The 13,678-nt window shown below is 65.4% G+C and carries 14 protein-coding genes; 7 read left to right on the top strand and 7 right to left on the bottom strand.

Translation table 11 applies throughout. The features are described from left to right. Positions 1 to 10 precede the first annotated feature (10 nt). From F1609_RS20140 to argS, 7 genes are read right to left on the bottom strand one after another with little or no spacing between them, the layout of a single operon-like run. The gene (locus tag F1609_RS20140) at positions 11 to 784 is read right to left on the bottom strand and encodes an SPOR domain-containing protein (RefSeq protein WP_229421963.1); all 774 of its coding nucleotides are present in this window, start codon (positions 782 to 784) and stop codon (positions 11 to 13) included. Between the two features lie 5 nt (positions 785 to 789). Beyond that, positions 790 to 1,539 carry a type III pantothenate kinase gene (locus F1609_RS20135; RefSeq protein ID WP_167078435.1) on the bottom strand — a complete coding sequence of 250 codons (750 nt, stop codon included), beginning with the start codon at positions 1,537 to 1,539 and terminating at the stop codon, positions 790 to 792. Between the two features lies 1 nt (position 1,540). Further along, entirely contained in the window at positions 1,541 to 2,323 is a 783-nt protein-coding gene (locus F1609_RS20130; protein WP_229421959.1) for a biotin--[acetyl-CoA-carboxylase] ligase, read from the bottom strand. After that, on the bottom strand, positions 2,320 to 3,150 hold the full coding sequence (locus F1609_RS20125; protein ID WP_167078434.1) for an SDR family oxidoreductase: 831 nt from the start codon (positions 3,148 to 3,150) through the stop codon (positions 2,320 to 2,322). The genes F1609_RS20130 and F1609_RS20125 overlap by 4 nt, the downstream gene beginning before the upstream one ends. Before the next feature lie 19 nt (positions 3,151 to 3,169). Continuing rightward, positions 3,170 to 3,838, bottom strand: a complete 669-nt coding sequence (locus tag F1609_RS20120; RefSeq protein ID WP_167078432.1) for a thiol:disulfide interchange protein DsbA/DsbL — start codon at positions 3,836 to 3,838, stop codon at positions 3,170 to 3,172. A gap of 16 nt (positions 3,839 to 3,854) precedes the next feature. Then, positions 3,855 to 4,544, bottom strand: coding sequence for an SPOR domain-containing protein (locus F1609_RS20115; protein WP_167078430.1), 690 nt, complete (start codon positions 4,542 to 4,544; stop codon positions 3,855 to 3,857). A gap of 24 nt (positions 4,545 to 4,568) precedes the next feature. Then, positions 4,569 to 6,278, bottom strand: coding sequence for an arginine--tRNA ligase (argS, locus tag F1609_RS20110; RefSeq protein ID WP_167078428.1), 1,710 nt, complete (start codon positions 6,276 to 6,278; stop codon positions 4,569 to 4,571). A 434-nt stretch (positions 6,279 to 6,712) separates the two neighbouring features. Here argS and rsmB point away from each other — a divergent pair, with 434 nt between their 5' ends. From rsmB to F1609_RS20075, 7 genes are all read left to right on the top strand, one after another. Further along, positions 6,713 to 8,134, top strand: coding sequence for a 16S rRNA (cytosine(967)-C(5))-methyltransferase RsmB (rsmB, locus tag F1609_RS20105; protein WP_167078427.1), 1,422 nt, complete (start codon positions 6,713 to 6,715; stop codon positions 8,132 to 8,134). 88 nt (positions 8,135 to 8,222) lie between these two features. Continuing rightward, the gene (locus F1609_RS20100) at positions 8,223 to 8,753 is read left to right on the top strand and encodes a DUF4390 domain-containing protein (protein WP_167078425.1); all 531 of its coding nucleotides are present in this window, start codon (positions 8,223 to 8,225) and stop codon (positions 8,751 to 8,753) included. 52 nt (positions 8,754 to 8,805) lie between these two features. Continuing rightward, positions 8,806 to 11,109: a sensor histidine kinase gene (locus F1609_RS20095; RefSeq protein ID WP_167078423.1), complete on the top strand. Its 2,304-nt coding sequence runs from the start codon at positions 8,806 to 8,808 to the stop codon at positions 11,107 to 11,109. A 65-nt stretch (positions 11,110 to 11,174) separates the two neighbouring features. Continuing rightward, entirely contained in the window at positions 11,175 to 11,894 is a 720-nt protein-coding gene (locus F1609_RS20090) for a response regulator (protein ID WP_166870248.1), read from the top strand. Continuing rightward, positions 11,891 to 12,286 (top strand): P-loop NTPase family protein, encoded by a 396-nt coding sequence (locus F1609_RS20085; RefSeq protein ID WP_167078421.1) that lies wholly within the window; start codon positions 11,891 to 11,893, stop codon positions 12,284 to 12,286. The genes F1609_RS20090 and F1609_RS20085 overlap by 4 nt, the downstream gene beginning before the upstream one ends. 69 nt (positions 12,287 to 12,355) lie before the next feature. Continuing rightward, a complete protein-coding gene (locus tag F1609_RS20080) occupies positions 12,356 to 12,613 on the top strand; it encodes a BTH_I0359 family protein (RefSeq protein WP_054266260.1) in 258 nt (85 codons plus the stop codon). 183 nt (positions 12,614 to 12,796) lie between these two features. Further along, positions 12,797 to 13,570, top strand: coding sequence for a class II glutamine amidotransferase (locus F1609_RS20075; RefSeq protein ID WP_167078418.1), 774 nt, complete (start codon positions 12,797 to 12,799; stop codon positions 13,568 to 13,570). The last annotated feature ends 108 nt before the right edge of the window (positions 13,571 to 13,678 follow it).

Here is a 13,678-nt window from a genome sequence, read left to right as displayed (position 1 = left end):
TCGCTGGTCCTTATTTGCAGCTGCGCGCCGGATGGTCCGGAAACTTGGCCAGCACCGCATCGACCTTGGCCTTGGCGGCCGGTTCCAGGGCGCGGAAGCGATATGCCATCTTGGTCGCCTGGCTGGTGCGCCCGGCCACCTTGGCGCCGGCCACGCCCTGCTTGGTCAGGGTGGCCAGCAAGGTCTGGGCCGAGGTCTCCGACTTGAACACGCCGAGTGAAATCGCATACTTCATCGGCGTGTTGTCGTTGATGATGAAATAACTGGTGATGCCCAATTCCTTCAGTTCGGCCGCCTTGCGGTCGGCCGCTTCCTTGCTGCCTGGCGAAGGAATGAACACGATATGGCTGGTCACCTCGGGCACGGCGACATTCTCGCGCGTCTGGCGCTGGCCCAGCGCCAGCGGCGCCAGCATCGCCTCGAAACGGCGCGCTTCCGGCTGCGTAAAATTGCCGACCAAGGTGCAGGCAACCAGTTCCGGCTTCGGTGCGGCCGGCGAAGGCTCTGGCTTGGGCTCCGGCTTGGGTTCAGGCTTGGGCTCTACCGGCACCGGCGCAGGTGGTTTGGCCATCACCAGCACGGGTGTCGGCGGCGGCACCACCGTCTCTGGTTCCGCTGCCGCTTCCGGCGGCGGCACAGGGCGCGCCGCGACCAGCTTGATGTTCTCGGTGCCGATCTGGTTGCGCATGCGGCCCGGCTCGCGCTCGTTCTCCCTGAAATTGCCGAGCATGCCCTGGCCGTAGGCGAACAGCGCGGCGTTAATGGCAAGGAGGGTCCAAAACATGAATTTCAACACGGGCTATCCTGGAGTGGCGAAGACGTGACGGTGGAATGAAGGCCGATCAGGACGATATTATCGACGATCCGGTGGCCGATCGACAGGCGCAGCACGGGAGCGATGTACTGCGCCGCGCCGCCCGAGACGATGCAGGCGCTCGCGCCATGCAGCGCGCAGGCGCGTTCGATGGCGCCAGCCTGCGCCGACAGGCAGCCGGACAGAATGGCGTCGGCCGTATTGTCGGCAAAGCCGGCCGGAAGCAGGCCGGGCGCCACCTCGGGCAGTTGCGCGGTATTGTGCGCCAGCGAGCTGGCCATCAGCCCCAGGCCGGGCAGGATCATCCCGCCCAAAAACACGCCGTCGGCGCTGACCGCGTCGATGGTGGTGGCGGTGCCGCAGGTGGCCACGATGACCGCCTGGCCGGGCGCCAGCGCACGCGCCCCGAGCGCCGCGGCGAAGCGGTCGCACCCGAGCTGGGACGGATTGCGGTAGGCGTTGCGCAGGCCGGCCAGCTGCGCTTTTGAGGCGAACCAGGTGACGTCGGCGGTGGGCATCATCAGCCGCAGCTGGTCGTGCAGCTTGCTGCCAGCCACGTTCGATACCAGCGCGCGCGTGATGCCCTGCTTTGGCCAGGCGGCCGGCAGGTGATTGAGTTCGGCGTGGGTGACGGCGCCGCTGGCGACCCACGCGCCGGGCGCGGCGCCTTCGTCGGCCAGGGCCCACTTGATGCGCGTATTGCCGGCGTCGATCAATAACAACATGTCAGGCCTCCCGCAGCGAGACGTCGCCGGCCACGATGGCGATGCGGCCGGCGGCGGTGTCGAGCAGCAGGCGGGCGCCGTCGTCGACGCCGGCGGCCACGCCTTCGTGCAGGGTCACGCCGCGGTCGATGATCACCACCGGCACGCCCTGGTACGCATGCAGGCGGTTCCAGCGCGCGCAAAAGGGCGCAAAGCCGCCCTGCGCGAACTGGCCCAGGTTATCCGCCAGCGCGGACAGCAGCTGGGCGATGAGCGCGTTGCGGTCCATCTGCGCCAGCCACGGAGCGGCGGCCACGCTGCGGCCGATGCGCTGTTCGATGTCATCGGGCATGAGCAGGTTGAGGCCGATGCCGATCACCGCCCATACGCCGCCGCCTGGTGCGGCCTGGGTTTCGATCAGCACTCCGGCCAGCTTGGCGCCGTCGCGCAGCACATCGTTGGGCCACTTGAGCTGGACCGGCACCGCGAGCGCGCCGAGGGCGTCGGCCAGCGCCACCCCGACCGCCAGCGGCAGGCCGGCCAGCTCGCGCAGCGGCCCTGCAAAATGCCAGGCCAGCGAAAACGTCAGCGCGGTGCCGGGCGCGGACAGCCAGCTGCGGCCCGCGCGTCCGCGTCCGGCCGTCTGGTGCAGGGCCACGCGCAGGACCGGGCGGCGCAGGCCGGCGGCGCGCGCCAGCAGGTCGGCGTTGGTCGATCCGGTTTCGGTGACGACTTCGATGTCGATTGTCGCCGCGCCGAAGTGGCGCGCAATGGCGCCGGCATCCATGGCGAAGGTCTCGTTCATGGCGTCCCCTCGGGCGCCGCCTCGCGCGTCCCCTCGGGCGCCGCCTTGGCTGCCTTGCGCGCCTTGTGCGGTGCATTGACGAAGAGCAGGTCGTAGAGCACGTCGGGCAGCAGCCGCAGCAGCTTGGCCACCACCCCCATCTGCCACGGGATGACGCGGTAAGTGGTGCCGGCGGCGATGGTTTTTGCGGCCCTGGCGGCGAAGCGCGCGGGCGTCATCAGGAAAGGCATGGGGTAGGAATTATGTTTGGTCATGGGCGTGTCGATGTAGCCCGGCGCGATGGTCACCACGGCAATACCATGCGGCTTGAGTTCGAGCCGCAGCGACTCGCAATACACGCGCACCGCCGCCTTGGACGCGCTGTAGGCGCCGGCGCCGGGCAGGCCGCGCACGCCGGCCACGCTGCCGATGCCGACCAGGCGGCACGGCGTGTCCTGTGCTTTCATCTGCGCTTTCATGGTGGCGATGAAGGGCGCGAAGGTGGCTACGGTGGCGCCGACGTTGGTGGCGATGATGGCGTCGAACACCGCCAGGTCTTCGCTGTATTCGGTCAGGGTGCCGACCGAAATGCCGGCGCAGGCGATGACGATATCGGCCCCGCCGCAGCGGGCAATGAAGTCGGCCGCGGCGGCGCTCAATGCGGCGCGGTCGGTCACGTCCAGCACGTAGACGGGGTGGCGTTCGGGGTTGGGCAATTGCGCGCGCAGGGCGTCGAGCGCGTCGCGCCGGCGCGCGACCAGGCCGACCGTGGCGCCGCGCGCCGCGTATTCGCGCGCCAGGGCGGCACCGAGCCCGCTCGACGCGCCGGTGATGAACACGCGGTTCATGGGGCGCGTCCAGGCATGGCTATTTTTTTTCCGCGGCCGCTTTGGCGACCAGGTGATCCATCACTTGCAGGGCCATCTGATGCTGCTGCGCTGCCGTGGCTTCGGACTCGCCGACGCTGGCCTGGGTGGGCGAGGTCAGGTAGCGCCCGGCGATGGCGATCTTCGGCCAGTCCTGCACCTTGTAGGCAGCCACCATGGCGTTGGCGCGTGCCAGCTTGGCCTGGATGCCGAACGAGCGGTAGGCGGTCGTAAAGGCGGCGCGGTCGATGCCGGCGCCGGCGGCCCAGTCGAACACCTGCTCGTCGTTACCGAAGCGCACGCGCTGCTCGTGCATCGCGGTAAACACCTTCGGGTGGTACTGCGGCGCGATGCCCATCGATTCGAGCGTGTAGTACAGGCGCTGCTGCGGCACCACGGCCGGCGTGTGGCCGAGGTGGACGCGCTTGAAGACGATCTTGTCGCTGTTTTTCTTCACCCACTCGGCCAGCACCGGCTCGAAGCTGGCGCAGTGAGGGCAGTAATAGGCGAAAAACTCGGTGACTTCGATTTTCTGGCCGGCGTCGGTGTTCTGCGTCTCGGCCAGGGTGACGTATTCGGCGCCGCTGGCCGGCTGCTCGGGCGAGGCGGCCGCGCTGGCGCCGGCACTGGCAAGCGCCAGGGCGAGCATGATCTTGAAAAGGGGTGGCATCTGGGTGGGTCCGTGCTTATTTCTGGTTACGTACGATGGCCACGTCGATGCCGGCGTCGACCAGCTTGGCGCGCGCCTTGTTCATCGACTCGACCTGGCCGAAGGGGCCGATGCGCACCCGGTGCAGCACGCCGCTGTCGTTGGCGCGCTCGCTGATGACCGCCTCGAAGCCGAGCAGCGCCAGCTTGGCGCGCGTGTTTTCGGCATCTCCCACTTCGCGGAAGGCGCCGGCCTGCAGGTAATAGGTGATCTTGTCCTCGGCCGGTTCGGCGGACTGCGGCGTCACGTTCTGGGCGGTGCCCTGGACGGGAGCGGCGGCCACCTGGGTTGGCGCCGGCTTTGGTGCGGGCGCCGGTTCCGGCGCGGGCTTTTCCTTCATGTTGGCGATGGCCGCGCCCAGCGGATCGGCTTCTGCCGGCGTGGCCGCTTTCGGCTTGTCGGTGATCTGCTTGTTGGCCGCGCGCGCCGCGTCCTTGTTCCCGTAGAGCGGCTTGTTCGGATCGGCCGCCTGGCCGGCGGTCGGTTCCGTCATCTTGCCGGCCTTGCCGGTTTTATCAGTAAACGGCGTGGCGCCCTTGGTGATCGCCAGCGCGACCGCGACAGCGATCACCAGGCCCACGATCAGGCCGATGACGATGCCGGTGAGGGTATTGCCTTGCTGGTGCTTGAACGAGAGGTTGGACCTGAGGCGGGTATCGCGTGTCATTGGAGCTTTCAATCGAAGAAACGGTTACATTTTTTCCGGCGCCGACACGCCGATCAGGGCCAGGCCGTTGCGCAGCACCTGGCGCGTGGCGACCATCAACGCCAGGCGCGCCAGCTTGAGGGCCTCGTCGTCGACCAGCACGCGCTCGGCAAAATAGAAGCTGTGCAGGTTGGCGGCCAAGTCGCGCAGGTAGAACGCCACCTGGTGCGGACCGAGCTCGGCCTGGGCGCGCGCCAGCGTTTCGGGGTAGGCGGCCAGGGTCGCCAGCAGCGTCATCTCGGTCGGCGCGGTCAGGGGCGCCAGGTCGACATCGGCCAGCGACGCGATCTCGCCGGTGAACTGTTCGAGCATGCGGCAGATGCGCGCGTGCGCGTACTGCACGTAATACACCGGGTTTTCGTCCGAGGTTTTCAAGGCGATGTCGACATCGAACACGAATTCGGTATCGGCCTTGCGCGAGATGAGGAAGAAGCGCACTGCGTCGCGGCCCTTGGCGATGTCGCCGTCGCCCGACCATTCGATCAGGTCGCGCACGGTCACGTAGGAACCGGCGCGCTTGGAGATCTTGACCTCTTCACCGTTCTTCATGACGGTGACCATCTTGTGCAGCACGTAGTCGGGGTAGCCCTGCGGGATATCGAGGCCGACCGCCTGCAGGCCGGCGCGCACGCGCGCGATGGTGCCGTGGTGGTCGCTGCCCTGGATGTTGATGGCCTGGGTAAAGCCGCGCTGCCACTTGACGATGTGGTACGCCACGTCCGGCACGAAATAGGTGAAGCCGCCTTCGGACTTGCGCATCACGCGGTCCTTGTCGTCGCCGTAGTCGGTGGTGCGCAGCCACAGCGCGCCATCCTGTTCGTAGGTCTTGCCGGCCTTGATGAGCGCTTCGACGGCTTTGTCGACTTTGCCGTCGGCGTACAGGGACGACTCGAGGTAGTAGTTATCGAACTTCACGCCGAAGGCTTGCAGGTCGATATCCTGCTCGTTGCGCAGGTAGGTGACGGCGAACGGGCGGATCGAATCGAGGTCCTCGACCTTGCCGCTGGCGGTGGCGGGCAGGCCGTCGCTGGCCGAGACGGTTTTGCCGGCCAGGTAATCGGTGGCGATATCGGCGATGTAGTCGCCGTTGTAGGCCGACTCGGGCCACTCGGCGTCGCCCGGCTTGAAGCCGCGCGCGCGCGCCTGCACCGAATTGGCCAGGGTAGCGATCTGCACGCCGGCGTCGTTGTAATAGAACTCGCGGGTGACCGCGTAGCCCTGGGCGTCGAACAGGGCGGCGAGGGCGTCGCCCAGCGCGGCCTGACGGCCGTGGCCGACATGCAGCGGGCCGGTCGGGTTGGCCGAGACGAATTCGAGGATGACTTTCTTGCCGGCGCCGGCATCGCTGCGGCCGAACGCCTGGCCTTCGGCCAGGATGGTCTTGACCACCGACTGCTTGGCGGCAGCGGCCACGCGCAGGTTGATGAAACCGGGACCGGCGATATCGGCGCTGTCGATGAGGGCCTTGCCGGCCGGGTTCTCGAGCAGGGCCGTGACGATTTTCTGGGCCAGTTCGCGCGGGTTCATCTTGAGCTGCTTGGCCAGCTGCATGGCGATATTGCAGGCGATGTCGCCGTGCGACGGATCGCGCGGGCGCTCGAGGACGACCGACGGCGTGATGCCGGTGCCATCGAGGACAGGGGCGAGGGCGGCCTGGAACAGGGCGGCGATTTCTTGTTTTTGTGAGGCGAGCATGAGCGTTGATCTGGTGAGTGGTCGAGCGGTGGCAGTGCCACGGGCAATAGTAGCTCAATTATACTGGTTTGCCGCCCCTCTGAGGCCGCCCTCGCACCCCATCGACAACGCCCCGCCCCCCAACAAACCCACAACCGGGGTCAGAGCTTTAATTAGCAACGAAATTACATCGATTAATGGTTTTTGACCCGGACGAAGCCTCTTGAACGCCACGCGCACGAAGGCGGCGCTTGGGAAGTCGCCTTTTCGCTCGCATTCATGTTGATTTTAGAAAAAATATTTCTAATTAAAGCTCTGACCCCGGTTGTAGGATTTTGTGTTGAGCAATCGTTGGGTGTTGGAAGAATGTGTTGTCATAAAGGATCGTTTAAGCCTGTGCGGGATCGAAACCGGTACAATTGCGCCTTTATTAAGTAGCTGAGCTGACTCCGACCATGACCAACAAGCGCCCGACGCTCTCCATCAAACCCGCCGCCGCCAAGACCAGCAAGCCGGCCGCGCCGCGCATGCGCGCGAGTTATGAGGTCAAACCCGTGCTCCAGCCCGGCTACCGCCCCGACCTGAAACCCGATTCGCTCGCGCTGTGCCTGCTCGGCGCGGCGAATGCCGTGGCCCAGGTGCGCGCCGGCGCCGCCTTGCCGCAGGCGCTCCTGACCGCCTTCGGCGTGACCGCCGCCGCGCCCCAGGCGCGCGGGGCGATCCAGGATATCGCTTACCGCACCATGCGCCAGCTCGGCCGCAGCGAAACCCTGCTCGCGCTGATGACGTCCAAGGCGCCCGAGCCGCCGATGCTGGCCAGCCTGCTGTGCTGCGCCCTGACCCTGATCGATACCCCGGATGGCGCCGAGCCGCCTTACGAAGTATTTACCGTGGTCGACCAGGCCGTCACGGTCGCCAGTTCGCATCCCGACATGGCGCACGCCAAGGGCATGGTCAACGCCGTGCTGCGCCGCTTCCTGCGCGAACGCGACGAGCTCCTCAAGAGCGCCTTGACGCAGCCGGTGGCGCAGTTCAATTATCCGCAGTGGTGGATCGACGCGGCCAAGGCCGCCTATCCGGGCAACTGGCAAGCGATCCTGGCGGCCGGCAACGCCCAGCCGCCATTGACCCTGCGCGTGAACCAGCGCAAGACCACGGTCGAGGCCTATATACAGTTGCTGGCCGACGCCGGCATGGGCGCCACCCAAATCGGCCCGTGGGCCGTGCGCCTCGATAAAGCGCTGGGCGTGGCCCTGATTCCCGGTTTCGAGGAGGGCCTGGCCTCGGTGCAGGATGCCGGCGCCCAGCTGGCCGCGCCGCTGCTCGATGTGCGGGACGGCATGCGCGTGCTGGACGCCTGCGCCGCGCCCGGCGGCAAGACCTGCCACCTGCTGGAACTGGCGCAGCTCGACCTGACCGCGCTCGACTCGGATCCCAAGCGCCTCGAGCGCGTCGGCGAGAACCTCGAGCGGCTCGGACTGTCCGCGACCCTGAAAGCCTTCGAAGCCCAGACCAGCGTCTGGTGGGACGGCCAGCAGTACGACCGCATCCTGGCCGACGTGCCGTGCACGGCGTCGGGCATCGTGCGGCGCCACCCCGACATCCGCTGGTTGCGGCGCAAGGGCGACGCACTCCAACTTGCAACACTTTCGGCCAAAATTCTCGACAACCTTTGGCAGATGCTGCGCCCGAATGGTAAATTGCTGTTCGTGACATGTTCGCTCTGGCCCCAGGAATCGGAGGCGCAGGCCGCCGCATTCGCGGTGCGCCACAACGCGACCCGCCTCGACGCGCCGGGACAGTTGCTTCCGACCGGTACCGCCGTGCAGGATCATGACGGTTTGTTCTACGCCCTGTTTCAAAAAAACGCGACGTAACGGGTCCTTCGACTATGCGAACTTTTAAGGCTCTGGCCCTCCTGTGACATTACGATTTTTCCGACTCCTGGCCTGCCAGCTGCTGCTGATGTTCGCGTCCGCATGCGCGTTCGGTCCGGCACGGGCGGCGGAAGTGGTCGATATCACGCATGCCCACATCGAGGCCACCGACGACGGCTACCGTCTCGCGGCCAGCTATGCGTTCGAGCTCAACGAGGGCCTGGAAGACGCCATCAAGCATGGCGTGCAGCTGTACTTCACCACCGAAATTGAACTGACCCGCCCGCGCTGGTACTGGTATGACGACAAGGCGGTGTCGGCGCGCCAGACCATCCGCATCTGGTACAACGTGCTCACGCGCCAGTACCATGTGTCGGTGCTGGGCAGCATGGCGCAGAGCTTTCCGACCCTGGACGACGCGATGGTGCTGATCCGCCGCCCCAGCCGCTGGGTGATCGCGCCGAAAACGGCGCTCAAGCGCGGCGAGACCTATAACGTCACCCTGCGCATGTTCATGGACCGCGAACTGCTGCCCAAGCCGATGCAGGTCAACGCGCTCAATAATTCCGACTGGCGCCTCGCTTCCAAGAACAAGACCTTCCCCTATACGGCGGAATGAAAAACAGCGGCGCAATGAAAAACAGCGGCGCAATGATCAACGTGGAGCGATCGTGAAACAGGTCTTGCGCTATGCCGTGATGGTCGGCGCCGCCGTCGTCAGCATCCTGCTGTTCCTGCTCGCCTCCGCCTCCGATAATTCGGGCTTCTTCGACCGTTACTACACCTGGCTGCTCGGCCTGAACGCGGCCGTGGCCGGCGCGCTGCTGGTGTTCGTGGTGGTGGCGCTGGCGCGCCTGTATGCGCGCTACAAGAGCGGCAAGTTCGGCTCGCGCCTGATGACGCGCCTGGTGCTGCTGTTCGCCGGCATCGGCATCTTGCCGGGGCTGGTGATCTTCCTGGTGTCGGTGCAGTTCGTGTCGAATTCGATCGAGTCGTGGTTCAACGTGAAGATCGAGGCGGCGCTGGAGTCGGGCGTGAGCCTGGGCGTGGCCGCGCTCGACCAGGCGCGCAGCGAACTGGGGGCCACCGGCGAGATCAGCGCGGCCACCATCGCCGGCCAGGAAGAAGTGGCGGCGCACGATATCCTCACGCGCCTGGTGCAGGACCAGGAAGGGATGCTGAGCGCGGTCATCATCGGCCAGGATGGCAAGATGATCACCAGCGCGGCCGCTCCACGCGTGGACCTGAAGGCCGACCTGCCGACGCCGGCCATGCTGCTGCAGGCGGTGATGCCGGGCGGGTACTCGGTGGCCGAGGGCGGGGTGGAGCGCGATTTCAAGGATACCAGCGGCAACCACGGGAGCGTCTCGAGCGCGCTCGATGGCGCCACCAGCCTGCGCCTGCGCGTGGTGCTGGCCATTCCCGAGCCGCCCGGCGCGGCGCCGCGCTTCTTGCAGCTGATCCAGGCGGTGCCGGTCAAGCTGGCGATCAACGCCGAGGTGCTGCGCACCGCCTACAGCGAGTACCAGGAGCGCTTCGTGGCGCGCACCGGCCTGCGCAAGATGTACATCGAAACGCTCACGCTCACCCTGCTGCTGGCGATCTTCGGAGCGATCGCCAGTGCTTTTGTCATCGCCGGCAAACTGGCGCAGCCGCTGCTGGTGCTGGCCGAGGGCACGCGCGCGGTGGCCGAGGGCGACCTGTCGCCGCGCCCGATCGTGGCCACCTCGGACGAACTGGGCACCCTGACGCAATCGTTCAACACCATGACCGGCCAGCTGTTCGAGGCGCGCAGCGCGGTCGAGCGCAACCGCGCGGCCCTGCAGAGCGCCAAGGCGCACCTCGAATCCGTGCTGGAGAATATGTCGGCCGGGGTGATCGTGCTCGACGCCGATTCGAAGCTGGTCAGTTCGAACGAGGCGGTCGAGCGCATCTTGCAGCACGACGTGGCCGGCCACATGGGCATGGCGCTGGCCGCGATCGACGGGCTGGAGATGTTTGCGGCGGCGATTGCCAAGGCGTTTTCGACCCAGAGCGCGCAGAGCGCGGCCGGTTCGGCGCGCAAGCGCACCCACTGGCAGCAGGAGATCGAAATCCCGCGCCGGCTCGGCACCAATGACGACCATGACATCACCCTGCTGGCGCGCGGCTCGCGCCTGCCGGTGGGCGCCGGCAGCGGCTACATCGTGGTGTTCGACGATATTTCGGACGTCATCTCGGCGCAGCGCTCGATGGCCTGGGGCGAAGTGGCGCGCCGCCTGGCGCACGAAATCAAGAACCCGCTCACGCCGATCCAGCTCTCGGCCGAGCGCATGCAGATGAAGCTCGAGTCGCGCCTGCAAGGGACCGACCGCGACCTGCTCAACAAGGGCACGGCGACCATCGTCAACCAGGTCGACGCCATGAAGCGCATGGTGGACGACTTCCGCGACTACGCCAAGGCGCCGCCGGCGGTGCTCGACAAGCTCGACCTGAACGCGCTGGTCGGCGAAATCTTGCATTTATACCTATCCGGCGACGAAAGCGATATCATTCATGCCGAGCTTGCCGAAAACCTGCCATCGGTGATGGGCGACGCCACCCAATTGCGCCAGGTGATCCATAACCTGCTGCAAAATGCCCAGGATGCGATGAGCGAGCGCGGTCCCGATGCACCGGCGGCGCGCATCGATATCACCACCGAGGCGATTCATTACCAGGGCGCGAACGGGGCCGGGACCGCGGTGCGCTTGTCGATTGTCGATAACGGACCGGGATTTGCCCCTAAGATCCTGTCGCGCGCATTCGAGCCGTATGTGACCTCGAAGGTGCGCGGAACCGGGCTGGGACTGCCGATGGTGAAGAAAATCATCGATGAACACGGCGGCAAGATCGAGATACAGAACCGGAGTGACGGAACTGGCGCGTCAGTGTTGATTTTACTGTTAAAGTTAGCACCGGCCAGCGTTGTGGCACAAGCGTTGAATCAAGAATAAAATCGCGGCTGTGAGCGGTATGCGCTGCATGCCATTGGAGCGGGAAAAAAGAGGAAGGCAAACACATGGCAAACATTCTCGTAGTTGATGATGAAATGGGTATCCGGGAATTACTCTCGGAAATCTTGGGCGACGAAGGCCATGCAATCACGCTCGCTGAAAATGCGCAGCAGGCGCGCGATGCGCGCGCGGCGGGAGCACCGGACCTGGTGCTGCTCGATATCTGGATGCCGGACACCGACGGCGTCACCCTGCTCAAGGAGTGGCAGCGCGACGGCCTCTTGACCATGCCGGTCATCATGATGTCGGGTCACGCGACCATCGATACGGCGGTCGAGGCAACCCGGATCGGCGCGCTTAACTTCCTTGAGAAGCCGATCGCGCTGCAAAAGTTGCTCAAGGCGGTGCAGCAGGGCCTGACACGGGCTCAGGAAGTGGTGCGCGCGCCGGTCATCGCGCCGCGGCCGATGCTGGCGCCCCAGCCCGAGGAAAGCCCGATGACGGCCTCGGCCATGTTTTCGGCGCAAACCCCGCAATCGGCCATCGCGCCGCGCATGGGCGGCATGCCGAACGGGGAAGGGCACGGTTTCAACCTGAGTTTCGACCTGCCGCTGCGCGAGGCGCGCGACGCCTTCGAGCGCATGTATTTCGAGCACCATCTGGGGCGCGAGGGCGGCAGCATGACCCGCGTGGCCGAAAAAACCGGGCTCGAACGCACCCACCTGTACCGCAAGCTCAAGCAACTCGGCGTCGAGCCGGGCAAGCTGGCTAAAAAGAACGGATGAGTGCACCCTCTGCGCGCCGCACCGCCCTGACCCTGGTCACGGGCGGCTCGGCGGCGCAGCGCGAGGCGGCCATCGCGGCGCGCCTGGCGCAGGTGGCGGCCGACGCCGGCCCCGCGCACGGTGTCAGCGCCGTCCTGCTCGAAGGCTTGCCGTCCGGCCAGACCGTGCTTTCTCCTTCCGACTCCCTGCCTGTTCACCGGATCGCACCCGGATGCCTGTGCTGCACCGGCAATCTCGTTTTGCGTGTAACATTAAACCGGATCCTGCGTCTGCGCCCCGACCGGCTGTTCATCGGGCTGGCCGCCACGGACCACCTTGATCAGTTGCGATCGTGGCTGCAAGACCCGCCATACGATCAGCTGTTGGAACTGACAGCGGACCTGCGCACTTGAAATCGGTCCGCAAAGCCCCACCTGTTCTGTTGAGCACAGTGGAACGTCTGATCGAGCGAAGGAGCAATAATGAACATGATCTACAACAGTGAACAGTACAGTGTGGTCGAATTCGGCGTCGATCACAATCTCGAAGCCTTGCGTTTCGGCGGCTATGAAATCGTCGACAAATCCGGTCGCCGTGAAGCATTTATCGGCGGCAAACTTGCGCAATCGTTCAGGCGCGACGTCAACAACCTGATCGCCAGCGAACCGACCATGGAAGAGATCGATGACTTCCTGGGCTCGTATGACTCGCTGATGAGCCAACCGGTGTTGTTGCACTAATTCCTTGCAGCCGGCAGACCGTCCGTCGATTTGCTTACGGGCTGTTTGCCACCGCCGGGCTGGCTGACTCGCGCCCGGCCCCTCTTTCCCCATCCGGCATCGGGTCCGCCATGTTGGCGACTTGCCCGTTTTTTCGACCGGCCAGCGCCTCAGCGTGCCTCACGAACATGGTATTCTTGCGCCATGTGCCAACTCCTCGGAATGAACTGCAATGTCCCAACAGACATTGTTTTTAGCTTTACCGGCTTCGCCATGCGTGGCGGCCGCACCGATACCCACCACGATGGCTGGGGCATCGCGTTCTTCGAAGGCGCCGGCGTGCGCCATTTCGTCGATCACCAGGCGGCGGTTGCGTCGCCTGTGGCCGAACTGATCAAGCGTTATCCCATCAAATCACGGAATGTCATCGCGCACATCCGCAAGGCGACCCAGGGCCATGTTGCGCTGGAAAACTGCCACCCCTTCGTGCGCGAACTGTGGGGCCGCTACTGGGTGTTCGCCCACAATGGCGACCTCAAGGAGTTCGCGCCGATCTTGAACGGCCCCTACCGCCCGGTCGGCAGCACCGACAGCGAAAAAGCCTTTTGCTTCCTGCTGCAGGAATTGCGCGCGCGCTTCGGCGACACGCCGCCCGTGCTGCCGGTGCTGCGCGCGGCATTGCAGGAACTGGTGGCGGCGGTGGCCGTGCACGGCACCTTTAACCTGATGCTGTCGGACGGCTCGGCCCTGTTCGTACATTGCTCCACCAAGCTGTATTATGTGGTGCGCCAGCATCCGTTTGTGACCGCCAGCCTGTCCGATGAAGATGTCAGCGTTGATTTTTCTCAAGTCACCACCCCGGAAGACCGGGTAGCCATTATCGTCACTGAACCCCTGACCACCAACGAACAGTGGACCGCCTTCGCTCCCGGCGAGTTCAACGTGTTCGTGGACGGAATGTCAATACAAGAGCGCTAAGTATTTCCCCCACGCACTGGTATTAATTAGGTTACATTACCGGCTGTGATTATTGATATTTACGGGACAGATGAGCCACGACGCCGAATCCGACCTCATGGCGCAACA

Origin of the sequence: Massilia aquatica (assembly GCF_011682045.1) — a bacterium.
GTDB classification, from domain to species: Bacteria; Pseudomonadota; Gammaproteobacteria; order Burkholderiales; family Burkholderiaceae_D; genus Telluria_A; species Telluria_A aquatica.
The sequence above is the reverse complement of the archived record's forward strand: the minus strand, read 5'-3'. Positions and strand labels throughout refer to the sequence as shown.

Coding starts and splice junctions, on each gene's coding strand:
- argS (WP_167078428.1), bottom strand. CDS start 6,278: ATGCTCGCCTCACAAAAACAAGAAATCGCCGCCCTGTTCCAGGCCGCC.
- F1609_RS20080 (WP_054266260.1), top strand. CDS start 12,356: ATGAACATGATCTACAACAGTGAACAGTACAGTGTGGTCGAATTCGGC.
- rsmB (WP_167078427.1), top strand. CDS start 6,713: ATGACCAACAAGCGCCCGACGCTCTCCATCAAACCCGCCGCCGCCAAG.
- F1609_RS20075 (WP_167078418.1), top strand. CDS start 12,797: ATGTGCCAACTCCTCGGAATGAACTGCAATGTCCCAACAGACATTGTT.
- F1609_RS20115 (WP_167078430.1), bottom strand. CDS start 4,544: ATGACACGCGATACCCGCCTCAGGTCCAACCTCTCGTTCAAGCACCAG.
- F1609_RS20125 (WP_167078434.1), bottom strand. CDS start 3,150: ATGAACCGCGTGTTCATCACCGGCGCGTCGAGCGGGCTCGGTGCCGCC.
- F1609_RS20090 (WP_166870248.1), top strand. CDS start 11,175: ATGGCAAACATTCTCGTAGTTGATGATGAAATGGGTATCCGGGAATTA.
- F1609_RS20085 (WP_167078421.1), top strand. CDS start 11,891: ATGAGTGCACCCTCTGCGCGCCGCACCGCCCTGACCCTGGTCACGGGC.
- F1609_RS20100 (WP_167078425.1), top strand. CDS start 8,223: ATGTTCGCGTCCGCATGCGCGTTCGGTCCGGCACGGGCGGCGGAAGTG.
- F1609_RS20140 (WP_229421963.1), bottom strand. CDS start 784: ATGTTTTGGACCCTCCTTGCCATTAACGCCGCGCTGTTCGCCTACGGC.
- F1609_RS20135 (WP_167078435.1), bottom strand. CDS start 1,539: ATGTTGTTATTGATCGACGCCGGCAATACGCGCATCAAGTGGGCCCTG.
- F1609_RS20120 (WP_167078432.1), bottom strand. CDS start 3,838: ATGCCACCCCTTTTCAAGATCATGCTCGCCCTGGCGCTTGCCAGTGCC.
- F1609_RS20130 (WP_229421959.1), bottom strand. CDS start 2,323: ATGAACGAGACCTTCGCCATGGATGCCGGCGCCATTGCGCGCCACTTC.